Below are 25,260 nucleotides of genomic sequence, written 5' to 3'. Positions count from 1 at the left end.
TAACACACTGGGCCTACTCCAACCCTTCCACAGGGTGAGGAGTAGGCCCAATGTATACAGAAGACGATCTGCGCACGGCGGTAGCGACCGGCGCATTGAGCCCGGAAGCCGCGGACGCCTTGCGCAATTCCGTGCGGCAATCGCGCGAGGCACCGGCCGGTGATGAAGAACATTTCCGGCTGATCAACAGTTTCAACGACATTTTCGTGACCATCGCAGCGGTTCTGCTGCTGGTGGCGATGGGCGGTATCGGTCAGGCGCTGACCCCGAACATCGACGGACCGCCGCCTTTCGCCGGTTTGCTGGTGGCGGGTGCAGCTTGGGGCATGGCTGAATTTTTCACTCGCAAACGCCGCATGGCCCTGCCCAGCATCGTACTGCTACTCGCCTTTGTCGGCGGTATTTTTGCCGCCTTGCTCGGCTTCATTGTCATGTCGTTTGGCGGTGACAATTTTGGCCGCAGTGACGAGGTCCTGGGCGGCCTGCTGATTGCCGGGTCGGGTCTGATCACCGCCGGCGCAGCCTATGCACACTGGCGCCGGTTCATGGTGCCCATTACCGTCGCCGCAGGCGCTGCCGCGCTGGCAGTTACGGTAATCGCGCTGGTCATTACCGGGATTGGTCCGTCGTCACTCGACAGCCCTGACCACGTTCTGATGCCGATGGTGTTCATCGTCGGCCTCGCGATCTTTGGTTTCGCCATGCGCTGGGACACGAGCGACCGCGAACGTCAGACGCGCCGCAGCGACGTTGCGTTCTGGCTGCACCTGCTTGCAGCGCCCATGATCGCGCATCCCATTTTCCACACGCTGGGCGTTACGGAAGGCAGTGCGATTGGCCTTGGCGGTGCGGTTGCGGTGCTCGCCATCTATGTTCTGTTCGGATTGGTTGCGCTGGCGATCGACCGGCGCGCATTGCTGGTGTCTGCGCTGGCCTACGTGCTGGTTGCGCTGACATTCCTGTTCGACCGCTTCGGTGCGGTAGAACTGAATGTGGCACTGACCGCGCTGGTGATTGGTTCCGCCCTGCTGATGCTCTCAGCATTCTGGAGCCCGATCCGCAATAAAGTGGTCCAAGCCCTGCCCGGCGCATTGCAGCAGCGCCTGCCGGTGTCGGGGAAATTGGCGATTAGCTGACTTAACCACTTGAACTCGCAACAAACCCCGCGCAGAAATGTGCGGGGTTTTTTGTTGGGGGCCGTATCCGGTGAGTTTCGAGAACAATGTTCGCAGCCTGCGAACGCGGGCAACGCTAGTGAAGATTTTCGCCTGGACGTTTGTTGCCACGACGGTTTTTCAGATGGGCGCCTTGGGGTATGAAATATTCAAACCGCCAGTCGATATCGTGGTGTCCGCTGGCCCGGTAACAGAGCCAGCTTTCCCGTTATGGGCCATGATCGTCGGCATTGCCGCCCTCATCTTGCCCATCTCCATTCTCGGCCTGATGCTGTGCGCGCTGGTCTGGGTCTACAAGGCACATCGCAACCTGGCCGACGAGAATGTCGATTTAGACTATTCAGCAGGCTGGGCAGTTGGCAGCTATTTCGTGCCGTTCATCAATCTGATCGTGCCGATGCGCGCCATGCGCGAACTGCATAACCGAAGCCACGGTGAAGTACCCGAACTCGCCCATTCACCGGTCGATGACGTTGCGGCATGGTGGACAGCCTATATTATCGGGATCGTCCTGTCGCTCGGCCTGCTCCTCAAAGTCACAGTCGATGCGGCGACGAATATCGTATTCCTGACCCCTGCCTGGATGGAATTCGCGATGGCCGCATTTGCCAGCCTGCTTTTCGTCATCTCGGCGGTCATGCTGGTCAAACTGGTCGGCGCAATCACGCAGGCACAAAGCGAAGGCAATCACGCCTGGAAGGCTTTCGAATAGACTAGCTGTCGACCGACTTTAGCAACCGACGTTCGATAGGAGCCAATACGCCCGCCAGTTCATGGCCGCGTTTAAGCACCTGTCCGTGCTCGCCGAACAGGGTCCACATGCCTTGCCTGTTACGCAACGAGGGACGCTTCTCGATCCGCGCTTGCGGCCGTTCAGCCGCGCGGCGAAATGCATCGAAAACGGCCACATCCTTGGTGAATTCCATCGCATAATCGCGCCATTCACCAGCGGCGACCATCCGGCCATAGAGATCGAGGATCCGCTGCAATTCATCACGTGCGAACGCCACTTGGGCTGGCTTGCGGCCCGGAAATGCGATGATCCGCCCTGGTGTATCAGCAAGCGCGCCCATGCCGGGCCCAGATCCTGACGCCATCAGTCGCCGGTTCCGCTTCGCTGCGCTGGCACTTCCCGCTCGGCCTTGAGGACTTCCAAGTCACTGCGCATTGCTGCCAATTGGGCTTCAAGCTCAGCGATACGCCTCGGGCCGGTTTCCATCAGTTCCTCGCATGGCTCATCGCAGGGCGTGCCATAGGGAATGAAATCCTTGAGCCATTCTTCCGCCGGAACAAGTGTAGAGCGCGCTTTCAATCCGATCATCGTTGCGCCTTCGGGCACATCGTCGGTGACAACCGCATTAGCGCCAACGCGTGCGCGCTCGCCAACAGTAATCGGGCCGATGATCTGCGCACCTGACCCGATAATGACATTGTCTTTCAGCGTCGGATGACGTTTGCCGCCAACACCGTTGGTCGGGTTCGTCCCGCCGAGCGTCACGCACTGGTAAATCGTAACGTTGTCGCCAATTTCAGCGGTTTCCCCGATCACCGTAAATCCGTGATCGATGAAAAAGTTTTTACCGATTGTCGCGCCTGGATGGATATCGATGGCGGTCAGAAAACGAGCGATATGATTGATCAGCCGGGCGAAGAAATACAGCTTCGCACCGAACAGCCAATGCGCCACGCGGTGCAGGCCCAGTGCCAGGACGCCAGGATAGGTAAGCACTTCCCAGCGCGAGCGCGGTGCCGGATCGCGTGCCCGGATGGAATCCAGATAATTGGTCAGACCAGTGAACATTGGCCGATTCTCCCATCAAACGGCACCAAAGGCAAGTTGGTCGCCCTTATAAAAGGCGGCCTTGCTCCGGGCCTTGCACGGCCTCCAGCGCGTCACGCCAGATGCCTTGCGTGGCTGGTGCCTTACGTTCCAGACTTAGCCGGTCGATCGTCTCCACAAGACGTTCGATGGCGGCAAAGCTGCGCTCGGCACGCGGTACGAGGTAGGTAAGCGCCCCTTCGCCAAGTGCAAGACCGCGCTGAATGGCAATGGTTTCAATGAGAGAAGCCAGCATTTCATCGTCCGGCGTTGTGATTTCCAGATGCAGGGCTGCGCCAAGGCGGGATCGAAGATCGGGCAGCTTGATATCCCATTGCTCGGCATCGCTGATCAGCAAGAGCGGGCGGCCATCCTCCTGCGCCCTGTTCCACCTGTGAAACAGTTCTGTTTCGTCGATGGCATCGGCGCCATCGATCACATCGCCCATGCCCGAGCTTTCGAACCATTTGCCCAGCAGCGATTTGCCCGAGCGTTCCTCCCCCGCAAGGATCGCTGTCTTGTAAGGCCAGCTGTCGGGCTTTTGCAGCGCGTCGATCACCGCCGCATTGGCGCTGCCGATGACGATGCGGTCGGGATCTGAAGAACCCTGGTGGGATAGCGGCAGGGCAATCTGCGACATTACGCGGCGCCCTGTGACTAACGGCTGATGGCGAGCGCGTTGCTGCCCTGTGTAACCGTGAAGCCGCGAGCCCGCAGAGCCCCGGCCAGATCGCTCAGGCTACCGCCATAGCTGACGCTCATCACCGATGTGCCGCCAATCGCAATGCTGCTGGTCGCCGCACCGCGCACACCCGCAGTGGCGCGAACAGCAGCCAGCGTCGCGTCGATTGTGCCGGCGTCAGGGCTGGCGAACTGAACGACGTAGCTGGATACGACCGCGGCGGTCGGGGTCGGAGTAGGAGTCGGCGAAGTGCCTTCACCTGTTTCACCGGCAGCGGCGGCCGCACGCTGCGCGCGTTCCTGTGCCTGTGCTGCCCGGCCAATCTCGATCAATCGCTGAAGGACCGGATCGGCACCCTCGCCGCCCACGTTTAGCGTCGGGTTGGGGCGGAGTTTCCCATCGGCAAGCGCGGCTTCGAATATATCGTCGAACCGGGTCACCGCCTGCGCCAGCATCTGGGGTAAGTCCTGATCGTTTTTCGCAGTCAGGGTAAAGCTGTCCAGAAACTCGCTGTCAGGACCATAGCGTGCGGTGAAATAGCCCTTCACCGGGCCGCCGGGATATTGATATTCCAGCCGCGCGATCGGCACCAGCACGTCGGCAGCACCAAACTGGTCGAGGATGTTGCGCCACCACAGCCGGCTGCGTCTGGTCGTCTGACCGTAAGTCAGCATGAGCGAATCGCCGCCCGCGCCCGACGGGCGGACATAGTTGATCCGGCTGGAACCCGCCTGATATTCCGCCCACACGCGCTGCCACGGGTTGCGCTGCTGATAAACCATCGCCGATCCGCCAGACAGCGTTACCGGAAGCAGCAGCATCGGTGCAGACTGAGTCCGCTGCGCGTTGCCGCCAAGATAGCGACCGGCGCGCGCGCGGTCGAAAATGACCCCCAGGGTGGCGATATAGCGGCGCGGGCCGATCCGTTCCTGTTCGATCACCACGGCTGATACCAACGACTCCAATTGCGAATCGGGTAGACTTGGTCCGCCCAGCTTCGCCCAGCCCTTGCGCTGCGCCTCGCGCCAGCCGGCTTCGCGCGCTTCCTCTGCGGAATCGCCGCGTACGTCGACTTCGATGCCGCCGACATCGATATCGATGCTGCTGGTCACCGGAGCGATGCCGCGATCACCCTCCACCTGCGCCTGCAGAACGCGGCCAGCGACAACAGCAATCGCCAACGCAACCAGCACCGCAATCGTCTGACGAATCGCGTGTCCGGAAAGGGGGCGCTGGGCGCGTGAAAGGGCGAAGGATTGAGCCATCGGGGAAAACTTCGGGCCTTTTGCCCAAACGGGCATGGAAATCCAAGCGCGAATGACTAAAGCCTGTGGTCATGTCGGCAGATAATTCATCACAAGAGAGCTACACCTACGCAAAAGCGGGGGTTGATATCGATGCCGGCAATGCGCTGGTGAAGGCGATCGGGCCGATGGTGAAAGCCACCGCCCGCCCCGGCGCAACGTCGGAGCTTGGCGGATTTGGCGGATTTTTCGACCCGAAGGCCGCTGGCTATTCCGATCCGCTTCTGGTCGCTGCCAATGACGGTGTCGGCACCAAGCTGAAACTCGCGATTGATTTCGATCGCCACGATACCGTGGGCATCGATCTGGTGGCAATGTGCGTGAACGACCTGATCGTTCAGGGCGCAGAACCGCTGTTTTTCCTCGACTATTTCGCCACCGGCAAGCTTGAGAACGGCATTGCGGAGCGGGTCGTCTCCGGAATCGCAGACGGGTGCAAGCAGGCCGGATGTGCGCTGATCGGCGGCGAAACGGCTGAAATGCCGGGCATGTACGCTGCCGGCGATTACGATCTGGCGGGCTTCTGCGTCGGCGCAGTCGAACGCGGCGAGCAACTGACCGGTGAAGCCGTCACCCCCGGGCAGGTGCTGCTGGGACTGGCAAGTTCGGGGGTGCATTCCAACGGGTTTTCGCTGGTTCGCCGCCTTGCCTCTGACAAGGGCTGGAAACTGGACCGTCCGGCGGTGTTCGATTCGGACAAATTGCTGATCGACACGCTGATCGAACCGACGCGGATTTACGTGAAGAGCCTGCTGCCTGCGATTCGCGGCGGCAAGATTGCCGCACTCGCCCACATTACGGGCGGCGGCTTGCTGGAAAATATTCCCCGCGTATTGCCCGAAGGCAGTCATGCCACCGTCGATGCAGACGCATGGGACCAGCCGCGCCTGATGGCATTCCTGCAGGCGCAAGGTAACATCGAACCGGCGGAAATGGCCCGCACCTTCAACTGCGGCATCGGCATGGTGCTGGCGGTCGAACAGGATGCAGTTGCCGCCCTGACCGCTGAACTGGAAGCGGCCGGTGAAACCGTCTTCCGCATCGGTGAAATTGGCGAAGGCCAGCGCGGATGCACCGTGAAGGGGGCAGCCGGAACTTGGTCGGCGAAATCCGACTGGGAAGCCGCCCACCTTGCCTGAAACGGCGTCTGCCAAGGTGAAAACCGCCATCTTCATCTCCGGCGGCGGCACCAACATGGCAGCGCTTCTGTATGCCAGCCGACTGCCGAATTCCGCCTATGAAGTGGTATTGGTAGCCAGCAACGTCCCTGACGCTTCGGGTCTGGGCTTGGCAGCTGCCGAGGGTGTCGGCACCTTTGCCCGCTCTCACCAGGGTATGAGCCGACCAGATCATGACGCTGTGATGGAACAGGCCGCGCGGGATGCTGGGGCCGAATGCATTATCCTGGCCGGATATATGCGGATACTCACGCCCGAGTTTACCGAACGGTGGCAAGGCCGGATGCTCAACATCCACCCCTCGCTGCTACCCAAATACCGCGGGTTGGAAACCCACAAGCGGGCTATCGAGGCGGGAGACAAGGTTCACGGCGCATCGGTCCACCTGGTGTCGAGCGAACTCGATGCCGGCGAGGTGCTGGGCCAGATCGAGGTGCGCATCACACAAGGCGACACGCCGGAAACCTTGGCCGACCGGGTCAAGATCGCCGAGCATCAGCTTTATCCGCGCGTGGTGAACGAATATCTGGGCCGCGCAAACGATCCGGAACATCTGCTGCAAAAAATCCGCGATCTGGCACTTGCATTGCCGGGCACGCACGAGCGTGAAAGCCACGGCTCACCCGGTTGGCGCGTGGGCACCGAGAAAAGCGGAAAGTATTTCGCCCACTTCAATGACCAGCATCACGGCAGCGAACATATCGCACTACTGGTCAAGACCGACAGCATGGATGAACTGCTGGGCTTGGTAGAAACGCATCCCCACGCCTATTTCAAACCGGCCTATTACGGGGCGAGTGGCTGGATCGGCGTGATCCTGAACCGATCGGGTGTGGAGTGGGATCATGTGGCCGACTGGCTCGAACGCAGCTGGCGCAACGTCGCGCCGAGACAGTTCACCAAACTGCATGATGCCGCCGACCAGTTCTGATGCCGCCGCCCCGCTCCAGCCTGCTAGACCGCGCGCCGATTGTCGGAAAACTCAACACCCGCCTGCAAGGTGCATGGAACAGCGGGTGGCTTAAACCGATTGAGCTGGAGCCTGACTGGCTTTGGCGAAAGGCGGCTAAGGGCTTCGGCTTGGACGACGAGCGTGGTGGACGCAGCGATGAAGACGTCGCAGATTTCCGCGAACGGCTGAGTGTTTTGTGCCAGTCGATCAATGCCGAGGCGAGACTGAACCCGATCGGGCAATCTTTCGCCTATGGGCAATTGGTCAGGGCAATCCGCCAACGGCTTGAGCTAGGCAGAATGTGGCGCGCCGGTCCCGCGATACCGAATACCCCGCTGGCAAAGCCGATCATAATCATCGGCCAGATGCGGTCTGGCACCACCCGTATCCACCGCCTGCTTGCTGCCGATCCGGCGCACACGGCAACCCGTTTTTGCGACAGCTGGCACCCGGTCCCGACGAAACCTGATTTGCGCCCGGTATGGAGCGGAATGGCTCTGTTCTGGGCCCGGCGGCTGAACCCGTGGATCGACACCATCCACCCGTTCGGCGCGTCGCAATATGATGAAGAACTTGGCTGGCTGGCCAGCGCGCTCGACCATTCGGCCTATGAAGCGCAGTGGCGCATCCCCTCCTACACGGCATTCAGCGAAGCGCGCAGCGCCGCGCCGGTATACCGGGAGGTTGCACGGATCCTGCGCACCGATGCAAACCATCACGGGAATGCAGGCCAGCCTCGGGTGATGAAAGTTCCGCAATTCGCCGAAGATCTGGAAGAATTACTGGCCCAGTTTCCCGGTGCCAGTTTGGTCATCTGCCGCCGCAATGATGATGACGTGCTCCGCAGTTCGGTGTCGATGGTGGCCAACCAGATGGCGATGCAATCGGACAGCGTCGATCCGGATTGGATCGAAGGGGAATGGCAGCGAAAGCTGGCCTTGCGCGAAGCCAGACTATCCAAGGCGCTTTCGCATCATGACGGTGCAATCGCCGAAGCGAGTTTCGATGCCTTGGGTGCCGACTGGCTCGGCGAGATACGGCGCATATACAGCGCCCTGCAGATCGAACTGTCCGATGAAGCGGTCCGCGCAATGGAGCGCCAGATGCAGCGCAGCGAAAGCAGCCCGCATCTGGCACACCGAGAGCAGTTGGATAAGATAAACGCCAGTTAGGCGCTCGCGTCAGGCCGCCGAGCGCGCTTCGTTGACGATCGCAGTAATTTGATCGAGCAGGCCAAGGCGCTCCTTCTTCAACTGTTCCATCCGGTCGTCGGATGCAGCCTCCACCTCCGCGTCGATCCGGTGCACTTCCCGGTTCACCTCGTGGTATTTGTCGGCCAGCTTTACGAAATGCGGGTTATTCATCTTGAGGCTGTGAAGAATCGCAGAATCCTTCGAGAATACAGCGCCCAGTTCATGCGGAGTGTGTGCCATGTGGTTCCTTTCCAATTATGCGGAAAGTTTACCAGCGGCATCAGCGGCGGCTTTGCGCCAGATCAAATTTGCGAAATTTCGCCAGTTGCCGCGATGTGCCTATTGGCCATCAGGCGCGCTGGGCAACTTCTTCAGGCGCATCACAGATTGTCAGCGGCTGTGCCACTTCGGGCATCAGCAATTTCGCCATTGCTGGCGGATTGTCACCCCGGAAACTCTGGAAATAGCTGATCTTCCGGCGGTGGAACTTTAGCGCGAAAAGCAAGTCGTCGCTCGCCATGATTGGATCAGATGCGATGACCCGGCCCTGGACAAGTGCCTGACCCCCGACCAGCGCAATGGTTTCGGGCTCTTGCCGATATGACGGGTCGACCTGCCACAGCCGCGACAGCAGTTCCAGGCAGTTGTCCCTGCCCGTGATGCAGTTCTGACAGCTATCGATGTACACGAAATCCCGTGCCATCAGCCGCTCCGCCCGTTCGAGGGAGCAGGCATTCAGTGCATCGAAAAAAGCGCGAACCGTAAATTTGCGACTCCGGATCATTCAAATTCACTAGCGTACTGAGACAGATAAGGCGAATCTGCGCGCGAGATGGCCAAAAACACAAAGGCCCCGGTGGACTTTGATGTCCACCGGGGCCTCAATATCTCGTGAGCGAGATGCTTATCCGACGATTTCGTCTTCGTTGAAGAAGAAGTCGATTTCGATCTTGGCATTCTCTTCGCTGTCGCTGCCGTGGACCGAATTGGCTTCGATCGATTCGGCGTAAGTCTTCCGGATGGTGCCTTCGTCAGCGTCTGCCGGGTTAGTTGCGCCCATGATGTCGCGGTTGCGCTTCACAGCGTCTTCACCTTCGAGAACCTGGACAACGACCGGGCCGCTGATCATGAAATCCACCAGTTCACCGAAGAACGGGCGTTCGCTGTGAACGGCATAAAAACCTTCGGCCTGGTCGCGGGTCATGTGAATGCGCTTCGACGCAACGACACGCAGGCCGGCATCTTCAAGCATCTTGGTGACTGCACCAGTCAGGTTGCGCTTCGTGGCATCAGGCTTGATGATCGAAAAAGTGCGGGTAACCGCCATGGGTATTTCCTTACGTTGTACGGGGGTAATATAGTTGCGCGCGCCACTAGCGCCGGGTTGCAGAATTCGCAAGCTTTAAGCGTATCAGGCTACCTTGACCCATTTCCCGCCATCTTGTCGGAAAAAGCTCCGCTCGAGATTTTCGGTTCCATCGAGCGAGCGCCAGCAAGACCGTGCATCCTCCAGCGTGTTTTCGCCAAACAACAGGAAACTGCGCGCGAACTCGCTGGCCTCGCCGCGCCACTCTCCGTCAGCGAAAATAACGTGGCTGGCCCCGTTTTCGGCCCCGTTTTCAACGTTGCAATGCGGTGCTAGCAATATCGGTTGGCGGGCTGCCCCTGCTTCGCCGGACTTGCCGTTGGCCAGGAAGGCTTCTGGGTCTGTTTCCCAAAGGGTCTTGCCGATAAGGTCCAGTTGATCCCCGTCGGACGATACAACCATCAACCGTTCACCGGAACCGAGCACCCGCTGCGCGATCAGGGCGACGACCCGTTCAACAGGATCGTTGCTGATCTGCCAGAAGTCGACTTTCACGTTGTCTGCCCCCTGTTCCGCTTACACCGTTCGGAGCAGTACAGGACGTTATCCCAGTCCCGCTCCCACTTTTTGCGCCATGTAAAGGGGAGCCCGCATGCCTTGCAGATCTTGCTTGGCAAGTCCGCTTTCTTGCGCATGCGGGCCATGTTGTCCCCTTAACTGGCAGTGCCGTCAGGCGCCGAGTGTGTTGCGAATGAACCGGTCGAGAAGGCGCGTGCCGTAACCGGTGGCACCCTTGTCCCATGTCTGGCCGGGTTTATCAGCCCACACCATTCCGGCGATATCCAGATGCGCCCACGGCGTATCGTTTTCGATAAAGCGCTTGAGGAATTGTGCGGCGGTGATCGAACCGGCACCCTTCGGGCCGATATTCTGCATGTCGGCAATCGGACTGTTGATCAGCTTGTCATAGGCCGGTGAAAGCGGGAAACGCCACAGCTTGTCACCTACCTGCTTGCCCGCGTCCAGCAGATCGTCGGCCAGACTGTCATCGGTGGAGAAAAGCCCGCCGTGCTCGCTGCCCAGCGAAATGATCATCGCACCGGTAAGCGTCGCGAGATCGACAATCCTTGAGGGCGCAAATTCGCGCTGGGTCCAGGTGAGCACGTCAGCGAGCACCAAGCGCCCTTCGGCATCGGTGTTCAGCACTTCGATGGTCTGGCCGGACATCGACGTAACGACGTCGCCGGGTCGCTGCGCCTTGCCGTCAGGCATGTTTTCAACCAGTCCAACGACGCCAACGACGTTCGCCTTGGCTTTGCGCTTGGCAAGCGTCAGCATCGCGCCAACGACCGCGCCGGAACCGCCCATATCCCATTTCATGTCGCCCATGCCGGGGCCAGGCTTGAGCGAGATACCGCCAGTATCAAAGGTTACGCCCTTGCCGACGAAAGCAATCGGCGCATCGCCCTTTTCGCCGCCATCCCACTTGATCGCCAAAATGCGCGAAGGCTGTTCCGAGCCAAGGCCGACGCCGAGCAGAGAGCCCATGCCCAGTGCTTCCATCTGGTCATCGTCGAGAACGATCAGCTCAGCACCGGTTCCGGCAAATGCTTCGCGGCATTTTTCAACGAAGCTTATCGGGTAGATCTTGTTGGCCGGTTCCGCGACCAGATGGCGAGTCAGCTCAACCCCGTCGGCGACGCTTGCTGCGTCAGCCCATGCCGTTTCGGAACCATCCGCAGCGCCAACCACGGTCACGGAATCGAGCGTGATCTTCTGCTCGTCCTTCAGCTTCGTGCGGTACAGGTCGTGCCGCCAGCTACGCAGTCGCAGGCCCAGCAGAACCGAAGCGGTTGCCGCTGCATCAAGACCGCTGCCGGTCAGGTCGAGGACCAGGTCGGTCTCGCCTGAAGTCAGGTATTTCGCCGCCAGTGCAGCGCCGGCCTTTTCGAGATTGATGGTGCGGCCATCCGCTCCGGCTTCACCGGCGCCAACGATTGCAACGCGCACTGTTGCGCCGCTGCGTTCAACGAAACTTTCGAAAAACTGGCCGGCATTGCCTTTGAAGCGCGCAGTCTTCGCGCCTTCGCTCAATGGTTTTTCCAATCCGTCTGGCAACTTGCCCTTGTCGGCAATATGCGCGATCAGCCGCGCGCCTGATGGCTGGGTGCCTGAAAAAGTGACTTGCATGTTATCTCCAAAACTCGTGTCTTTCATGCTCAGCGTCTCTCCGGGAGCAATGTTCCGAAATGAGCCAAGGAATGGAATTGCGATTAGGCGCGGGCGGTGCGATAGGCAAGCCATGCTGCCGCTGCCAAAATCACTCAAGCCCGGGTCGATATCGCTGTCGATGACACGGCACTTCGCCTGCGCTTCAGCCGTGGCCGCACTCAGCATGGCTCTGGCTGCACCGGCCCAAGCGCAAGACCCCGCAGCGATCAATCCCGAAGCTCTCGAGCCAGTGGAAACGCAGGTCACCCCGATCGAGAGTCCGTCTGACACGGCGCCAAACGACCAAACGGGCGATCGGCAGATCGATTTCGAGGCCAGCGAATTGGCTTACGATTCGGAAAACGACCGGGTGATCGCGAGCGGCAACGTTATCCTGCGCAGCGAAGACCAGTCCGTCCGCGCACAGGAAGTTGTCTGGGACCGGAAGACCGGCCGCATCCAGGCATCCGGCGATGTCCGCTTCGTGGATGCAGAAGGAAATCAGCTCTACACCGAAAGTATCGAGCTGACCGACGAATTCGAAGCCGGGGCGATGGAAGATCTGCTGCTGGCGCTACGCCAGGGGGGAAGGCTAGCCGCCCGCTCCGGCGATCGCGGCGAAGACGGTACCATCGTGCTGACCGACGCCGCCTATAGCGCCTGCGCCGTGGTCGATCCGGAAGGGTGCGACAAAAGCCCGAGCTGGCGGATAACCGCAGACCGGGTCACCTATGATCCGGACGAAAAGCGGATTCGGTTCAAAGGGGCGTATCTGGAACTGTTCGGTGCGCGTCTGCTGCCGCTGCCCGGGCTGACGGTGCGCACAGATGGCAGAGCCGAATCCGGCCTGGTAATCCCTGACCTGCGTTTTTCAGAATCGAACGGAGTGGAGATCGAGGGCGGCTATTACTGGCGGCTCGCCGATAACAAGGACCTGACTGCAAAGGCTTATGTCTTCACCAAAGCCCCACCGATGCTGTCGGCGCAGTGGCGTCACCTGACGGACAAGGGCGCATACCAGATCACTGGATACGCCACCAACAGCAACCGGATCAGCCGCTTCGGCGTTGCACCTACGACCGAAAATGATCCACGCGGCTATCTGTTCGCCAATGGACGGTTCCAATTCTCCCCCGAATGGAGCTTTACCGGCTCTTTGCGGCTGGCCAGCGACCGCACATTCCTGCGCCGCTATGACATCAGCCGCGACGACCGTTTGCGTTCGACTTTCAATCTGGAGCGTATTTCCAACACATCTTATCTCTCGGTTGCTGGATGGGCCACTCAGACGCTGCGCATCGGCACCAATCAAGGTCAGGTGCCGCTTGCCCTGCCCGTCATAGACTACCGTAAGCGCCTCTCTGACCCGCTCAGCCTCGGCGGGACGCTCGAACTGCAGGCGAACTCGCTCGCGATTGTCCGCGATGAGGGACAGGATACGCAGCGCGCGTTTGCCGGCGCCCGCTGGGATCTGCGCAAGCTGACAAACCTCGGGCAGATCGTGACAGTGACCGGCCTGGTTCGAGGCGATGTGTACCATAGCGATGAAAACCTGCTGACCAGCACCGCAGTTTACCGCGGAAATCCCGGTTGGGAAACGCGCGGGATCGCTCTCGCGGCGCTAGATATGCAATGGCCCTTTGTCGGCGAGGCATTTGGCGGAACCCAGGTATTCACTCCCCGCGTCCAGATAGTCGCAAGTCCGCCAATCCGTAATCTGGCGGTGCCAAACGAAGACGCCCGCGCAATCGATTTGGAAGATTCCAACCTGTTCGCGCTCAATCGTTTCCCCGGCTATGACCGGGTGGAAGACGGTGTGCGCGTAACATACGGATTTGACTGGGAAATGCAGCGCCCCGGTTGGCGTGTAAAATCCACCTTCGGCCAATCTTACCGGCTGGACAAGGATCAGGACATCCTGATTGATGGTACCGGCCTGAGCGAACGGGTTTCCGATTTTGTCGGCCGCACAGAAGTCCGCTTCCGTGATCTGGTGAAATTCACGCACCGGTTCCGGCTTGACAAGGATAATTTCGCAGTCCGCCGCAATGAATTTGACGCGACCTTCGGCAGCAAGAAAACCTACGCTGAAATTGGATATCTGAGGCTGGACCGCAACATCGCCGCCGGAATCGAGGATCTTCAGGACAAGGAAGAACTGCGTTTCGCAACCCGTGTGGCATTCGCGAAATACTGGTCACTTTTCGGTTCGGGCGTCATCAACCTGACCGACCAAAACGAAGATCCAACGCTTTCGTCGGACGGATTCGAGCCAATCCGGACACGGCTTGGCCTCGCCTATCAGGACGACTGCCTTGAACTCGGCCTGACTTGGCGGCGCGATTATGTGAACGCCGGCGATGCGCAGCGCGGCGACACATTCCAATTGTATTTTGCCCTCAGAAACCTGGGCTTCAGGTAAGCGCCAACGACCCTGTTGTGGACCGCCGATCGGTTCAGCTTCTGGGTCATTGGCATAAGCCTTCAAACGCGCTATCCGGCGTGCTTCATCTTTGGCACTCAGCTTTGGTTAAGCCTGAATGGGCGAAACACAGGGCACCCAAGGCGCGAAGGACGGCGCTGCAGACGGAATTTACATGTGATTGATATGAAACTTACCAAGCTTGGCTCCAAGCTTCTGGGCGGACTTGCCACACTCGGCCTTGCAGCCAGCCCGATCGCGCTTCAAGCGCAGGCGATTGGTCAGTCCGGTGCTTCAAACAGCAACGTTTTGAATATTCCTGACAACGTGGTCCTGATGGGTCAGAGCGACCCGAACGTTCGCACTGCCACTGCCGTTGTGAACGGTACGGTAATCACCGGAACCGACGTGGATCACCGCACCGCGCTGCTGACTGCCGCATCCGAAGGCGAATTGCCGCCTGAGGAACTGCGCCGCGTGCGGATGCAGGTGCTGCGCAACCTGATCGACGAAACCCTTCAAATCCAGGAAGCCGCCGCGCAGGAAATCGAAATTTCCGATGGCCAGGTCAATCAGCGTTACCAAACTCTGGCCGCACAGAATTTCGGCCAGCAGACTGAAGCGATGGACCAGTATTTGCTCAGCATCGGGTCCTCTCCCGCCTCGCTGAAACGTCAAATCAAGGGCGAATTGGCCTGGACGTCCCTGCTGCGCCGCAACATTTCGCCGTTCATCAATGTTTCCGAGGAAGAGGTTCGTGAAGAACTGAAACGGATGGAAGCAGAGAAGGGAACCGAAGAGTTTCGCCTTGGCGAAATCTATCTGAGTGCGACCGCTGAGAATCTTGAAACGGTGCAGCAGAACGCGGCCCAGATCGTCGACCAATTGCGTCAGGGCGGCAGTTTCGTCGCCTATGCACGTCAGTTTTCCGAGGCTTCGACCGCTTCGGTCGGCGGTGATCTTGGCTGGGTTCGCCTGCCGCAATTGCCGCGCGAACTTTCTTCTCAGGCAACACAGATGCAGCCCGGCGAACTGCGCGGCCCGATTCCGATCCCCGGTGGTTTTTCGATCCTGTTCCTGATCGACAAACGCCAGATCCTGATGGCTGACCCGCGCGATGCGACACTCAGTCTGAAACAGATTTCGATCAGCTTCAGCCCGGGTGTGACGGAAGCTTCTGCCGCAGCGAAGGTGGAGACATTCACCAATGCCGTCGCGTCAATGCGCGGCTGCGGCGATGCAGAATCCGTTGCAGCGGGAATCGGTGCAGACGTAGTCAGCAACGAGATCGTGGCGCGGCAATTGCCAGAACAGCTGCAGGCTTCGCTGCTCAACCTTCAGGTTGGCCAGACCACCCCGCCCTTCGGCTCGGTGAATGATGGCGTGCGTGTTCTGATGCTGTGCGGCCGTGACGATCCCGAAACTGTCGGCGGTCCCACCATCGACGATCTGATCGCGCAGAAAGAAGAAGAACGCATCCAGAAGCGCGCCCAGCGCTATCTTCGCGATCTGCGCAACGACGCCTATATCGAATATAATTGAGGCCCGCCGTTTCACCGATAGCTATCTCTCTCGGTGATCCGGCTGGCATCGGCCCGGAACTCATTGTCCGCGCCTGGTCACAGCGTGAGGAGCACGGCCTTGCGCCTTTTCTCGTGTTCGGTGGGTATGGAGTGCTGGTCAGGGCAGCTGCCAAACTGGGCATTGAATGCCCGATCCGGATAGTCGCCTCAATCACGGAAGCGGCAGATACATTCGCGCAGGCAATCCCTGTGTTTGGCACGCTTGATGCCGAAACTCTTCCCGGCCATCCTGATGCGGATGGGGCGAGGCTGGCACTCGCATCACTACAGGGCGCGGCCCGGCTAGCGCTTGGCGGAAAAGCAGGCGCGATGGCGACTGCCCCGATTGCCAAATCTCATCTGGCAAAGGTCGGGTTCAACCATCCGGGACAAACCGAATTCCTGGCCGATATTTGCGGGCTCGATGATCAGGATGCAGTGATGATGCTGTCCGGTCCGCAATTGCGGACCGTTCCGCTAACGGTGCATTGTGCGCTTGCGGATGTCCCCGGAATGATCACAGCCGATCTGATCGTCCACCGCACCCGGATCACGATCGCCGCGTTGAAGCGCGATTTCGGAATAGACGATCCGCGCATCGCCATAGCCGCGCTCAACCCCCATGCGGGCGAGGATGGCAAGTTCGGCAACGAAGACCAGACCATAATCGCACCGGCAATTGAAACGCTGCATGCAGAAGGGCATACGGTGTCCGGTCCGCATCCGGCAGACGCCCTGTTTTCGCCGCACAAACGCAGCAGCTACGATGCTGCTATCTGCATGTATCACGATCAAGCATTGATTCCGGTGAAAGCCCTCGATTTCGATAGCGGTGTCAACATTACCCTGGGCCTGCCGATCATCCGAACGTCACCCGATCACGGGACCGCTTTCGATATTGCCGGCAAGGGAGTTGCCCATCCCGGCGCGATGATCGCAGCTATCAGAATGGCCGGCGAATGCGCCCGCACCCGGATGTTGAGTGCCGACAATGCCTGATCTTCCCCCACTGCGCGAAGTCATCGCACGATACGGCCTCAGCGCTTCCAAGGCGCTCGGCCAGAATTTTCTGTTCGACAGCCAGCTGCTCGACCGGATCGCCGCGATCCCCGGCGATTTGCAAGACAAGGCGGTGCTCGAAATCGGACCGGGTCCCGGCGGTCTGACCCGCGCTCTGCTAAAGGCTGGTGCGCGCGTCACAGCAATTGAAATGGACGATCGCTGTCTTCCGGCTTTGGCCGAGTTGTCAGACGCATTCCCGGGGAAATTGTCGGTAATTCATGGCGACGCGATGAAACTGGACCATGGCGAGATCATGGGCGAACCGTTCGCCGTGGTCGCCAACTTACCATATAATGTCGGGACCGCGTTATTCACCGGTTGGCTCGGCGGTGAGGATTGGCCGCCGCTGTGGACGTCGCTGACACTCATGTTCCAACAGGAGGTAGCCCAGCGGATAGTCGCCAAGCCCGGCGGGTCTGCGTACGGTAGACTGGCGGTGCTGGCTCAGTGGCGCAGCTCTGCCCAGCTGGCAATGAAAGTGCATCGCAGCGCCTTCACCCCGCCGCCGAAGGTGATGAGCGCTATCATCCATGTCGAACCCGGACAGATGCCCGGCGGCGTGTCTGCCAAGACGCTGGAAAAAGTCACCGCCGCCGCATTCGGCCAGCGACGCAAAATGTTGCGCCAGAGTCTGAAAAGTGTACCCGGCGCGCTTTCAGCGATGGAGCAGCTGGGGCTGGACGAAACGCGCCGCGCAGAAACACTTTCAATCGATGAGTTTGTCTCAATCGCCAGAATACTGAGTTAGACTGAATTACCAAAAAAAGGGGCTGGAGCCCAATGGTGCCCCAGCCCTTGAAGTGGGCCCGCCAGGTAAGTTGGGGGCCGGGTCGCCTCGTGAACTGTCCTTAGGCAGTCGAGGCAACCGGATCTGAGGTTCGAATATTTTTGAATTATTTTGCCGAAGGTGTGCTTGGTCTGGCTGCATATTTTGCAGCCAATTCTATTCCACCGCCGAAATCGATAGCGCGCGCCGATACAGATGCCAGGTTGCATGCCCGATCACTGGCAGCACGATCAGCAGTCCGAGAAAAAAGGGTAACATCGCCGCGCCCAGCGACACGGCAATGATACCTGCCCAAGCCAGCATCACTGACATATTTCTGCGAACCGTTTTCACGCTAGCAATGATGGCCGTGATGCAATCAACGTCGCGGTCGATCAGCATGGGCAGGCTTATCACGGTTATCGAGAAAAGGCCCCAGGCCAGCAAAGCGCCAACCATGCTGCCGACAGCAAGCATGGCAATCCCCGCCTCGGTCTGAAGCGCGGCGATACCGTCTGTCTCCATTCCGGTGTTAGGCAGGAATATCAGCGAGATGGTGTGCGCCAGAATGACCCAGAAACTGAAAGCAACAAACACGAAACCGCCCATCAGAATGATCTGCTCATCCCCGCGCCCTTTGAGTGCGCCAAGTATTGGCCCCCAGTGCATCGGCAGGCCCGCCTCGCGCCGGCGGCTCACCTCGTAGAGGCCCACAGCAATGAAAGGGGCGATGATCGGGAAACCGGCGATGGCCGGAATAAACCATGCGGTCTGGCCCCAAGTGCGAACGCCATAATAAAGCGCCAAACCCGCAAAGACATAAATGGCAGCGAAAAAGAGACCGAACACAGGATTGGCGCGAAAATCATCGCAACCTGAAGCGAGCACACGCCCCAGATCAGCGAAGGTCAGGTCGTCGGCAACTTGAGCAGCCGGTCCTGTTGTCCCAGATTCCATTTTCAGCGCCCTCTCCCGAACTCTGATGGAAGCGATGCTGCATCAAATGCCGAGCAGCATCAAGTCCTGAGCTCTGGGGTTACGCCAGTTCGGCACTCCAGAGTGTCAAATTCTAAGGCTTCCCGGTGCGATCTGCGTCTGTCAGAAAAAAGCGCGGCACCCGCTGCTCTCGGAGCGCTGAGAGTAACCCCAACTGCGATAGCCCGAAACATCCAGGTGGAAGCGCCCGCTGGCATTGTCGGCCTTTTCTGGATCGAAATACGCTCCGAGACCGAGGCGGCTTTGTGGTCCCAAATTTCGCTGAACGGCACAAAGGCGGCGAAACAAGTCGGCATTGGCAATGTCCCCGACAGGCACAAGGTCCACTGCAGAAAATTCCAGATGTCTGCTCCGCCGCGCTCCGCCAACACACGCATTGAAGTCAGTTGTTCGATAGGAGGATTGCACCTCGACCTTACCGATTTCCGGCACGATCTGGTCGCGCATCAGGGTGAGGACCGGGATGATGTTCATCCATTTATCTCGCGGCGGGATCAAAAAGGCGGGGCGTTCGCAATCGTTTGAGCGATTGGCATCAGTGCGGGTCAGCTCCCATGCTGGCACCACATCGCCCACGTCATGGCTCGCGAGAAATTCGCCAAATGCCTCGAACTCGCCGCGGCGGTCCGGATCGGTGACAACCCATTTGTCGAATGCCGCGCGCGAATATGCGTACGGCTCACCTTTAGCGACCAGTTGCACTTCTCCCGGCCGCGCAAACAGCCAGAGCACAAGGCCGGCCACGCACACGAAAACCAGGATCAGGCTAAGCCGGCGCATCTTTTTCTGCTTTTACGCGCCCTTCTTTACCAGGCGCCAGTGATGCAGCAGAGGCTCGGTGTAGCCGCTCGGCTGCTCGGTTCCCTTGAAAACCAGATCGCACGCGGCCTTGAACGCGACGCCGTCCCAATTGTCGGCCATAGGCTCGTAGTCCGGATCACCTGCGTTCTGTTCGTCAACCTTGGCTGCCATCCGCTTTAGGCTGTCCAACACTTGATCTTCGCTGCACACCCCGTGAAGCAGCCAGTTGGCCATGTGCTGGCTCGAAATGCGCAGCGTCGCACGGTCTTCCATCAGGCCGACATCGTTGATGTCCGGCACCTTTGAGCAACCGACCCCGGCATCGATCCAGCGCACCACATAGCCGAGCAGGCCCTGTGCGTTGTTGTCGAGCTCATCACGGACCTCTTCCTCCGACCAGTTGGTACCTTGCGCCAAAGGAATGGTGAGTAGCGGTTCCAGACCCGGTACTTCGCCCAGCCCTTTCTGCACTTCGAACACATCCTTGCGATGGTAATGCAGCGCATGCAGCGTTGCCGCGGTTGGCGACGGCACCCAGGCAGTGTTCGCACCGGCATCAAGGTGACCGATCTTCTCGATCATCATCTTGCCCATCAGATCGGGCGCGGGCCACATTCCCTTGCCGATCTGCGCGCGGCCCGACAAACCGTGGCGCAGGCCAATGCCAACATTGCGTTTTTCGTAGGCACCGAGCCAGGCGCTCGATTTCATCTCGGCCTTGCGGACCATCGGGCCAGCCTGCATCGATGTGTGGATTTCGTCGCCAGTACGGTCGAGGAAGCCAGTGTTGATGAACACGATGCGATCTTTCACGGCATGGATACATGCCCCGAGATTGGCACTGGTGCGCCGTTCTTCGTCCATCACGCCGACCTTGATCGTGTGCCGGTCGAGCCCCAGCAGATCCTCAACCGCATCGAAGAGTTCATTGGTGAACGCACATTCTTCGGGGCCGTGCATCTTCGGTTTGACGATGTAGATCGAACCCTTGCGGCTGTTGCCGTATGCGGCATGGCCTTCAACGTCGAGCGTGCTGACCGCGCTGGTAAAGACCGCATCCATGATACCTTCAGGCACTTCGCTGCCATCGGGCAGATGGATCGCCGGATTGGTCATCAAATGCCCGACATTGCGCACGAACATAAGGCTGCGGCCCGGCAGGCTGCCCTGCTTGCCATCAGGTCCTTCATAGCTCTTGTCCGCTTCAAGCTTGCGGGTCAGGGTCTTGCCGCTCTTACTGAAACTTTCTTCCAGATCGCCGCGAATGATGCCCAACCAATTGGTGTAGGCCAGAAGCTTGTCCTCTGCATCGACCGCCGCGACCGAATCCTCGCAATCGGCAATCGTCGTCAGCGCACTTTCGAGAACGATGTCTGCAATGCCAGCCTTGTCGGTGCTGCCGATCGGGCTTTCACGGTCGAAGATAACTTCGATGTGCAAGCCATTGCTTTTGAACAAAAGGCCGCGCTCCGTTTTGCCAACATACTGGCTTTCGTCCTGAAGCTGGCCGTCCTGGTCGTCTTCCAGATCGGCCCAGCTTTGACCAGCAAGCGGCAGTGACTGGTCGAGGAAATCGCGCCCGGCCTGTATCACGGCGGCACCGCGCACGGGGCAGTAGCCCGCCTGCTGCGCGGGCGGCGCATCGGGCAGCGCATCAGTTCCGTAAAAGGCATCATACAGGCTGCCCCAGCGCGCATTGGCTGCATTGAGCAGGAAGCGCGCATTCAGGATCGGAACAACCAGCTGCGGGCCGGCCATGGTCGCGATTTCCGGATCGACGTTCTGCGTCCCGATGGTAAAATCGCCGGGTTCGGGAACGAGATACCCGATTTCCTCAAGGAAGGTGCGATAAGCGCCAGCGTCATGAGGCTGACCCCGGTGCTGACGGTGCCAGCTGTCAATTTGTGCCTGCAGCGATTCCCGCTTGTCGAGCAGCTGCCGGTTGCGCGGTGCAAACCGGTCCAGCAGCGCAGCGAAACCCGCCCAGAATGCATCGACATCACGGCCCAGCGGGTTCAGCACCTCTGCTTCAAGAAATTCCGCCAGTTGCTGTTCGATCTTCAGGCCGGCACGGTTTGCGATATCGCTCATCAAGTCCTCGTAAAATTACACGCAATTGAAAGCGCACGGATTGCTCCGCAACGCGTTTATTCGATCAAGTTTCCCGGGGAGGACGGGGCCGATATGGCTGCGAAGACCAGCAATTGCAACGCTTTTACGGAATGTTTTGGAGCACCGTTTCAGCAGCGGGGTTGGACAGCCCTGCTCACCAAGCTAAAGCCGTTTCAGATGAAACAACTCGATACAAATCAAGAAGCCCTGATCGCTCCTATCGATCAAGATGCCATGCTCGCTCATGCGCAGAAATGGAGCGCGATAAACACCGGCACTGCCAATCTGGAAGGCCTTGCTGAAATGGCGGCAACCCTTGCCGACGCGTTCTCCGACCTGCCCGGCGATGTGAAGCTGCTCGATCCGGCACCGGTAACTGCCATCGGGGCTGACGGCAGCGAGTTCGAGAAGCCGCACGGCCAGCATCTGACGCTCAGTGTCCGGCCCGGTGCGCAGCGGCGCCTTCTATTCACCGGTCACATGGATACCGTCTTTCCCAAAGACAGCGCATTTCAGGATCAGAAATGGCTGGACGAAGAAACGCTGAACGGTCCCGGTCTTGCGGACATGAAGGGCGGTATTGCCGTATTCCTCCACGCCCTGAAAGCTATCGAGGAAAGCGGCGCTGGTCAGCAAATTGGATACGATGTGCTGATCAATTCGGACGAAGAAACCGGTTCGCTGGCATCCGCACCGCTGATCGAAGCGATGGCGCAGGGGAAATATGCTGCGCTTACCTATGAACCGTCTGCCCTTCCCGATGGCACATTGGCCCATGCACGCGGCGGTAGCGGCAATTATTCTCTCACCATCACCGGCAAATCAGCGCATGCCGGTCGCAATCCGCAGGATGGCCGCAATGCCATCGTAGCGGCGGCCGCCCTCGTTCTAGGACTGAAAGATTTGCAGACGGAAGATTGCCCGATCAATCCGGCCAAGATCGAAGGAGGCGCGGCGAATAATGTCGTTCCCGATCACGCTGTGCTACGATTCAACATCCGCCCGAAAAGCCCCGATGCCGCCGCCGCGTTTGAAAGTGCCCTCGCCGCGCTGGTGCGCGACACACAGCAGGCTCACGAAGTCAGCATTCACCAGCACGGCGGCATTTCACGCCCGCCTAAGCCTGTCGATCGCAAGGCGCAGCGCCTGTTCGATCTGGTCCGCGATTGCGGCGCTTCGCTGGGCCAGGAAATCGGCTGGCAATCCACCGGCGGCGTTTGCGACGGCAACAACATCGCATCATGCGGCGTGCCCGTGGTCGACACGATGGGCGTGCGCGGCGGTGCAATCCATTCGGCTGACGAATTCATGATCGTCCCGTCCCTGAAAGAACGCGCAGCGCTGTCTGCGCTTGTCATCCACCGACTTGCATCGGGAGAAGAGCTTTGAGTTTTCGCCTGCGCGCTGCGCGCACCAAGGATCTGGAGCCACTATACGAAATGGCGAAACTGACGGGCGGCGGGTTTACCAACCTGCCCCCTGATCGGCCCGCGCTCGGCGCCAAGCTAGAGCGGGCTGCTGAAGCGTTTGGCCGTGATGATGACGAACTGGGCGATGACCAGTTTGTTCTCGTACTCGAGAATGCGCAGACCGGCGAAGTGCGTGGCACCTGCCAGCTGTTCAGCAAGGTTGGCCAGCAATGGCCGTTCTATTCTTACCGCCTGACCACTCTGACCCAACATTCGCAGGAACTGGACCGGACCGTGCGCGCTGAAATGCTGAGCCTGGTTACCGATCTGGAAGGGTCAAGCGAGGTCGGCGGCCTGTTCCTGCACCCTAACGAGCGTGCTGGCGGGCTCGGCCTGCTGCTCGCCCGCAGCCGGTATTTGTTCATCGCCATGCACCGCAAACGTTTCGCGGACCGGATCCTGGCCGAATTGCGCGGCATCATCGATGACCGCGGCGGTTCGCCGTTCTGGGACGGTGTCGCAGGGCGTTTCTTCGGCATGACATTTCAGGAAGCGGACTATTTCAACGCCATCAATGGCAACCAGTTCATCGCCGACCTAATGCCCAAGCATCCGGTCTATATTGCCATGCTTTCCGACGATGCGCGCAGCGTGATCGGGCTACCGCATCCAACCGGACGCGCGGCGATGCGCATGCTCGAAAACGAGAATTTTCGCTACGAAGGCTATGTCGATATTTTCGACGGCGGCCCGTCGATGATCGCACATACCGATGACGTGAAAAGCGTAAAGGAAGCTGTGTCGGCCCAAGTGTCCGAAATGGAACTGGGCGAAGGCGAACGGTCGCTGATCGCAACCGGCCACCTGACGACGTTTCGCAGCTGTTACGGTGCGCGCAAGCTGAATGATGACGGGACAATCTCGCTAGACGCGGCGGCCGCCGATACGCTGGACGTGCAGCCCGGTGACACAGTCTGGAGCGTCGCCCGATGAACGACAGCGACAAGCTGGTAGAGATCAATTTCGACGGCCTCGTCGGGCCAAGCCACAATTATGCCGGCCTCAGCCTAGGCAATATCGCATCCTCCAGCCACAAGGGCGACACATCCTATCCGCGGGCGGCCGCCTTGCAGGGTCTGGAAAAGATGCAGGCCAACCGGGCGCTCGGCCTTGCACAAGGCTTCTTCCTGCCCTTGCCCCGGCCCAATGACGGCTTGCTGCAACGGCTGGCCGTCGATGAGACCGCCGACGCTGCCCTGACCCGCGCTGCATGGTCTGCCAGCTCGATGTGGACTGCAAACGCAGCGACAGTCAGCCCGGCACCGGACACAATCGACGGAAAATGCCACCTGACCCCGGCGAACTTGATTACCATGCTCCACCGAGGTCAGGAGTGGCGCGACACCGCAGCACAGCTAAAGATCGCATTCGCGGACGACAGATACTTTGCGGTGCATGATGCGGTTCCCGACAGCTTTGGAGATGAAGGCGCTGCCAACCACATGCGCTTTGCCGAAAGCCACGGCTCGGCCGGAGTGGAAGTGTTTGTTTACGGCCGGACAGGCGGAAAATTCCCCGCACGCCAGCACGAACAGGCCAGCCGTGCGGTGGCCCGCCTCAATCGGGTAGACCCGCAGCGGGCAGTTTTCATCGAACAGAACTCGGCAGCGATCGAAGCCGGCGCGTTTCACAACGACGTCGTCGCCGTCGCAAACGAGAAAGTGCTGTTTACGCACGCTCTCGCCTTTGCCGATCAGAGCGCAGCCTATGACGCGATCCGGGCCAGATTTCCGGCGCTTGAAGTGGTCGAAGTGCCCGCTGATGCGGTCTCGCTGGCAGAGGCGATCAAGACCTATTTGTTCAATGCGCAATTGCTGACCTTGCCCGATGGCATCATGGCTCTGGTCGTGCCGGAGGAATGCCGCGAAAGCGCCGCTGTGTGGAGCTGGCTCGAAGGGATGCTCGCCGGCAACGGCCCGATCCGCAAAGTGATCCCGGTGGATGTACGGCAAAGCATGGCGAACGGAGGCGGCCCAGCCTGCCTGCGGCTGCGCGTGGTCGCTGATCCTGCCACCGTCGATCAGCGCTTCATGCTCGACGATGCAAAGGCCGAAACAATCGCCCGCGTAGTTTCGGAGTACTGGCCCGAAACGATACAGCCTTCTGAAGTCGGGAACGATGAACTGGCCGAGCGCGTTCGAAACGCACGTGGCAAGTTATTGGAAGCACTCGATTTAACGGAGCTTGGTTAACAAGCTGGACTGACTGTCGGACTGCGTTACACTTGCCGCCACGTTAACCTTCGTGACT

General features: G+C 59.7%; 25 protein-coding genes. 12 read left to right on the top strand and 13 right to left on the bottom strand.

What is annotated here, in order from left to right; all coding sequences use genetic code 11:
• Positions 1-50 precede the first annotated feature (50 nt).
• Both GRI43_RS01830 and GRI43_RS01825 read left to right on the top strand, forming a co-directional pair.
• Positions 51-1,136: a hypothetical protein gene (locus tag GRI43_RS01830; protein ID WP_160729401.1), complete on the top strand. Its 1,086-nt coding sequence runs from the start codon at positions 51-53 to the stop codon at positions 1,134-1,136.
• A gap of 70 nt (positions 1,137-1,206) precedes the next feature.
• On the top strand, positions 1,207-1,887 hold the full coding sequence (locus tag GRI43_RS01825) for a DUF4328 domain-containing protein (protein ID WP_160729400.1): 681 nt from the start codon (positions 1,207-1,209) through the stop codon (positions 1,885-1,887).
• A 1-nt stretch (position 1,888) separates the two neighbouring features.
• Here the strand turns inward: GRI43_RS01825 and GRI43_RS01820 are convergent, their stop codons facing one another.
• From GRI43_RS01820 to GRI43_RS01805, 4 genes are read right to left on the bottom strand one after another with little or no spacing between them, the layout of a single operon-like run.
• Positions 1,889-2,272 (bottom strand): DUF2794 domain-containing protein, encoded by a 384-nt coding sequence (locus GRI43_RS01820; RefSeq protein ID WP_160729399.1) that lies wholly within the window; start codon positions 2,270-2,272, stop codon positions 1,889-1,891.
• Positions 2,272-2,976, bottom strand: coding sequence for a serine O-acetyltransferase EpsC (gene epsC, locus GRI43_RS01815; RefSeq protein WP_160729398.1), 705 nt, complete (start codon positions 2,974-2,976; stop codon positions 2,272-2,274). The genes GRI43_RS01820 and epsC overlap by 1 nt, the downstream gene beginning before the upstream one ends.
• A 46-nt stretch (positions 2,977-3,022) precedes the next feature.
• Positions 3,023-3,634, bottom strand: a complete 612-nt coding sequence (locus GRI43_RS01810; RefSeq protein ID WP_160729397.1) for a P-loop NTPase family protein — start codon at positions 3,632-3,634, stop codon at positions 3,023-3,025.
• Between the two features lie 17 nt (positions 3,635-3,651).
• Positions 3,652-4,941, bottom strand: coding sequence for a heavy-metal-associated domain-containing protein (locus tag GRI43_RS01805; protein ID WP_160729396.1), 1,290 nt, complete (start codon positions 4,939-4,941; stop codon positions 3,652-3,654).
• Between the two features lie 71 nt (positions 4,942-5,012).
• On the opposite strand from GRI43_RS01805, the gene purM reads away from it, so the two are divergent.
• Genes purM through GRI43_RS01790 form a run of 3 tightly spaced genes read left to right on the top strand, consistent with a single transcriptional unit; the run spans position 5,013 to position 8,282 of the window.
• A complete protein-coding gene (gene purM / locus GRI43_RS01800) occupies positions 5,013-6,119 on the top strand; it encodes a phosphoribosylformylglycinamidine cyclo-ligase (RefSeq protein ID WP_160729395.1) in 1,107 nt (368 codons plus the stop codon).
• A 16-nt stretch (positions 6,120-6,135) separates the two neighbouring features.
• On the top strand, positions 6,136-7,089 hold the full coding sequence (gene purN / locus GRI43_RS01795; protein WP_338089992.1) for a phosphoribosylglycinamide formyltransferase: 954 nt from the start codon (positions 6,136-6,138) through the stop codon (positions 7,087-7,089).
• Complete coding sequence (locus GRI43_RS01790) at positions 7,089-8,282, top strand: sulfotransferase family protein (protein ID WP_160729393.1); 1,194 nt, start codon at positions 7,089-7,091, stop codon at positions 8,280-8,282. Before purN ends, GRI43_RS01790 begins: the two co-directional genes overlap by 1 nt.
• Before the next feature lie 9 nt (positions 8,283-8,291).
• Here GRI43_RS01790 and GRI43_RS01785 read toward each other — a convergent pair whose 3' ends face one another.
• The 6 genes from GRI43_RS01785 to GRI43_RS01760 all read right to left on the bottom strand — a co-directional run bounded on the left by GRI43_RS01785 (position 8,292) and on the right by GRI43_RS01760 (position 11,799).
• Positions 8,292-8,543, bottom strand: a complete 252-nt coding sequence (locus tag GRI43_RS01785) for an HP1242/YdcH family protein (RefSeq protein WP_160729392.1) — start codon at positions 8,541-8,543, stop codon at positions 8,292-8,294.
• A gap of 109 nt (positions 8,544-8,652) precedes the next feature.
• The gene (locus tag GRI43_RS01780) at positions 8,653-9,087 is read right to left on the bottom strand and encodes a nuclear transport factor 2 family protein (protein WP_160729391.1); all 435 of its coding nucleotides are present in this window, start codon (positions 9,085-9,087) and stop codon (positions 8,653-8,655) included.
• A gap of 120 nt (positions 9,088-9,207) precedes the next feature.
• Entirely contained in the window at positions 9,208-9,630 is a 423-nt protein-coding gene (ndk, locus tag GRI43_RS01775) for a nucleoside-diphosphate kinase (protein ID WP_160729390.1), read from the bottom strand.
• An 84-nt stretch (positions 9,631-9,714) separates the two neighbouring features.
• Positions 9,715-10,164: a DNA polymerase III subunit chi gene (locus GRI43_RS01770; protein ID WP_160729389.1), complete on the bottom strand. Its 450-nt coding sequence runs from the start codon at positions 10,162-10,164 to the stop codon at positions 9,715-9,717.
• Entirely contained in the window at positions 10,161-10,313 is a 153-nt protein-coding gene (locus GRI43_RS01765) for a DUF2256 domain-containing protein (RefSeq protein WP_160729388.1), read from the bottom strand. The genes GRI43_RS01770 and GRI43_RS01765 overlap by 4 nt, the downstream gene beginning before the upstream one ends.
• 25 nt (positions 10,314-10,338) lie before the next feature.
• On the bottom strand, positions 10,339-11,799 hold the full coding sequence (locus GRI43_RS01760) for a leucyl aminopeptidase (RefSeq protein ID WP_160730579.1): 1,461 nt from the start codon (positions 11,797-11,799) through the stop codon (positions 10,339-10,341).
• Between the two features lie 112 nt (positions 11,800-11,911).
• Between GRI43_RS01760 and GRI43_RS01755 the strand changes: the two genes are divergently transcribed.
• From GRI43_RS01755 to rsmA, 4 genes are all read left to right on the top strand, one after another.
• Complete coding sequence (locus GRI43_RS01755; RefSeq protein WP_235903566.1) at positions 11,912-14,242, top strand: LPS-assembly protein LptD; 2,331 nt, start codon at positions 11,912-11,914, stop codon at positions 14,240-14,242.
• Positions 14,243-14,428: 186 nt separating this feature from the next.
• The gene (locus GRI43_RS01750) at positions 14,429-15,784 is read left to right on the top strand and encodes a peptidylprolyl isomerase (protein WP_160730577.1); all 1,356 of its coding nucleotides are present in this window, start codon (positions 14,429-14,431) and stop codon (positions 15,782-15,784) included.
• A complete protein-coding gene (gene pdxA / locus GRI43_RS01745) occupies positions 15,781-16,803 on the top strand; it encodes a 4-hydroxythreonine-4-phosphate dehydrogenase PdxA (protein ID WP_160729387.1) in 1,023 nt (340 codons plus the stop codon). Before GRI43_RS01750 ends, pdxA begins: the two co-directional genes overlap by 4 nt.
• A complete protein-coding gene (gene rsmA / locus GRI43_RS01740; RefSeq protein ID WP_160729386.1) occupies positions 16,796-17,614 on the top strand; it encodes a 16S rRNA (adenine(1518)-N(6)/adenine(1519)-N(6))-dimethyltransferase RsmA in 819 nt (272 codons plus the stop codon). Before pdxA ends, rsmA begins: the two co-directional genes overlap by 8 nt.
• Positions 17,615-17,809: 195 nt before the next feature.
• On the opposite strand, the gene GRI43_RS01735 is transcribed toward rsmA, so the two are convergent.
• From GRI43_RS01735 to GRI43_RS01725, 3 genes are all read right to left on the bottom strand, one after another.
• Positions 17,810-18,589 (bottom strand): DUF2189 domain-containing protein, encoded by a 780-nt coding sequence (locus GRI43_RS01735; protein ID WP_160729385.1) that lies wholly within the window; start codon positions 18,587-18,589, stop codon positions 17,810-17,812.
• 141 nt (positions 18,590-18,730) lie between these two features.
• Positions 18,731-19,408, bottom strand: a complete 678-nt coding sequence (locus GRI43_RS01730; RefSeq protein WP_160729384.1) for a D-Ala-D-Ala carboxypeptidase family metallohydrolase — start codon at positions 19,406-19,408, stop codon at positions 18,731-18,733.
• 12 nt (positions 19,409-19,420) lie between these two features.
• The gene (locus tag GRI43_RS01725) at positions 19,421-21,520 is read right to left on the bottom strand and encodes a malate synthase G (protein ID WP_160729383.1); all 2,100 of its coding nucleotides are present in this window, start codon (positions 21,518-21,520) and stop codon (positions 19,421-19,423) included.
• A gap of 198 nt (positions 21,521-21,718) precedes the next feature.
• On the opposite strand from GRI43_RS01725, the gene GRI43_RS01720 reads away from it, so the two are divergent.
• From GRI43_RS01720 to GRI43_RS01710, 3 genes are read left to right on the top strand one after another with little or no spacing between them, the layout of a single operon-like run.
• Positions 21,719-22,930, top strand: coding sequence for a hydrolase (locus GRI43_RS01720; RefSeq protein ID WP_160729382.1), 1,212 nt, complete (start codon positions 21,719-21,721; stop codon positions 22,928-22,930).
• The gene (locus tag GRI43_RS01715) at positions 22,927-23,943 is read left to right on the top strand and encodes an arginine N-succinyltransferase (RefSeq protein WP_160729381.1); all 1,017 of its coding nucleotides are present in this window, start codon (positions 22,927-22,929) and stop codon (positions 23,941-23,943) included. Before GRI43_RS01720 ends, GRI43_RS01715 begins: the two co-directional genes overlap by 4 nt.
• Entirely contained in the window at positions 23,940-25,202 is a 1,263-nt protein-coding gene (locus GRI43_RS01710; RefSeq protein ID WP_160729380.1) for an N-succinylarginine dihydrolase, read from the top strand. Before GRI43_RS01715 ends, GRI43_RS01710 begins: the two co-directional genes overlap by 4 nt.
• The last annotated feature ends 58 nt before the right edge of the window (positions 25,203-25,260 follow it).

This window comes from Pontixanthobacter luteolus (assembly GCF_009828095.1).
Lineage (GTDB): Bacteria > Pseudomonadota > Alphaproteobacteria > Sphingomonadales > Sphingomonadaceae > Pontixanthobacter > Pontixanthobacter luteolus.
This window is presented reverse-complemented; position numbering and strand designations above follow the sequence as displayed.

What these genes read in the sequence shown, in the direction of transcription:
- GRI43_RS01830 (WP_160729401.1), top strand. Translation starts at nt 51, where the DNA reads ATGTATACAGAAGACGATCTGCGCACGGCGGTAGCGACCGGCGCATTG.
- GRI43_RS01820 (WP_160729399.1), bottom strand. Translation starts at nt 2,272, where the DNA reads ATGGCGTCAGGATCTGGGCCCGGCATGGGCGCGCTTGCTGATACACCA.
- epsC (WP_160729398.1), bottom strand. Translation starts at nt 2,976, where the DNA reads ATGTTCACTGGTCTGACCAATTATCTGGATTCCATCCGGGCACGCGAT.
- GRI43_RS01810 (WP_160729397.1), bottom strand. Translation starts at nt 3,634, where the DNA reads ATGTCGCAGATTGCCCTGCCGCTATCCCACCAGGGTTCTTCAGATCCC.
- GRI43_RS01805 (WP_160729396.1), bottom strand. Translation starts at nt 4,941, where the DNA reads ATGGCTCAATCCTTCGCCCTTTCACGCGCCCAGCGCCCCCTTTCCGGA.
- purM (WP_160729395.1), top strand. Translation starts at nt 5,013, where the DNA reads ATGTCGGCAGATAATTCATCACAAGAGAGCTACACCTACGCAAAAGCG.
- GRI43_RS01790 (WP_160729393.1), top strand. Translation starts at nt 7,089, where the DNA reads ATGCCGCCGCCCCGCTCCAGCCTGCTAGACCGCGCGCCGATTGTCGGA.
- GRI43_RS01785 (WP_160729392.1), bottom strand. Translation starts at nt 8,543, where the DNA reads ATGGCACACACTCCGCATGAACTGGGCGCTGTATTCTCGAAGGATTCT.
- GRI43_RS01780 (WP_160729391.1), bottom strand. Translation starts at nt 9,087, where the DNA reads ATGATCCGGAGTCGCAAATTTACGGTTCGCGCTTTTTTCGATGCACTG.
- ndk (WP_160729390.1), bottom strand. Translation starts at nt 9,630, where the DNA reads ATGGCGGTTACCCGCACTTTTTCGATCATCAAGCCTGATGCCACGAAG.
- GRI43_RS01765 (WP_160729388.1), bottom strand. Translation starts at nt 10,313, where the DNA reads ATGGCCCGCATGCGCAAGAAAGCGGACTTGCCAAGCAAGATCTGCAAG.
- GRI43_RS01760 (WP_160730579.1), bottom strand. Translation starts at nt 11,799, where the DNA reads ATGCAAGTCACTTTTTCAGGCACCCAGCCATCAGGCGCGCGGCTGATC.
- GRI43_RS01755 (WP_235903566.1), top strand. Translation starts at nt 11,912, where the DNA reads ATGCTGCCGCTGCCAAAATCACTCAAGCCCGGGTCGATATCGCTGTCG.
- GRI43_RS01750 (WP_160730577.1), top strand. Translation starts at nt 14,429, where the DNA reads ATGAAACTTACCAAGCTTGGCTCCAAGCTTCTGGGCGGACTTGCCACA.
- rsmA (WP_160729386.1), top strand. Translation starts at nt 16,796, where the DNA reads ATGCCTGATCTTCCCCCACTGCGCGAAGTCATCGCACGATACGGCCTC.
- GRI43_RS01735 (WP_160729385.1), bottom strand. Translation starts at nt 18,589, where the DNA reads ATGGAATCTGGGACAACAGGACCGGCTGCTCAAGTTGCCGACGACCTG.
- GRI43_RS01730 (WP_160729384.1), bottom strand. Translation starts at nt 19,408, where the DNA reads ATGCGCCGGCTTAGCCTGATCCTGGTTTTCGTGTGCGTGGCCGGCCTT.
- GRI43_RS01725 (WP_160729383.1), bottom strand. Translation starts at nt 21,520, where the DNA reads ATGAGCGATATCGCAAACCGTGCCGGCCTGAAGATCGAACAGCAACTG.
- GRI43_RS01720 (WP_160729382.1), top strand. Translation starts at nt 21,719, where the DNA reads ATGAAACAACTCGATACAAATCAAGAAGCCCTGATCGCTCCTATCGAT.
- GRI43_RS01710 (WP_160729380.1), top strand. Translation starts at nt 23,940, where the DNA reads ATGAACGACAGCGACAAGCTGGTAGAGATCAATTTCGACGGCCTCGTC.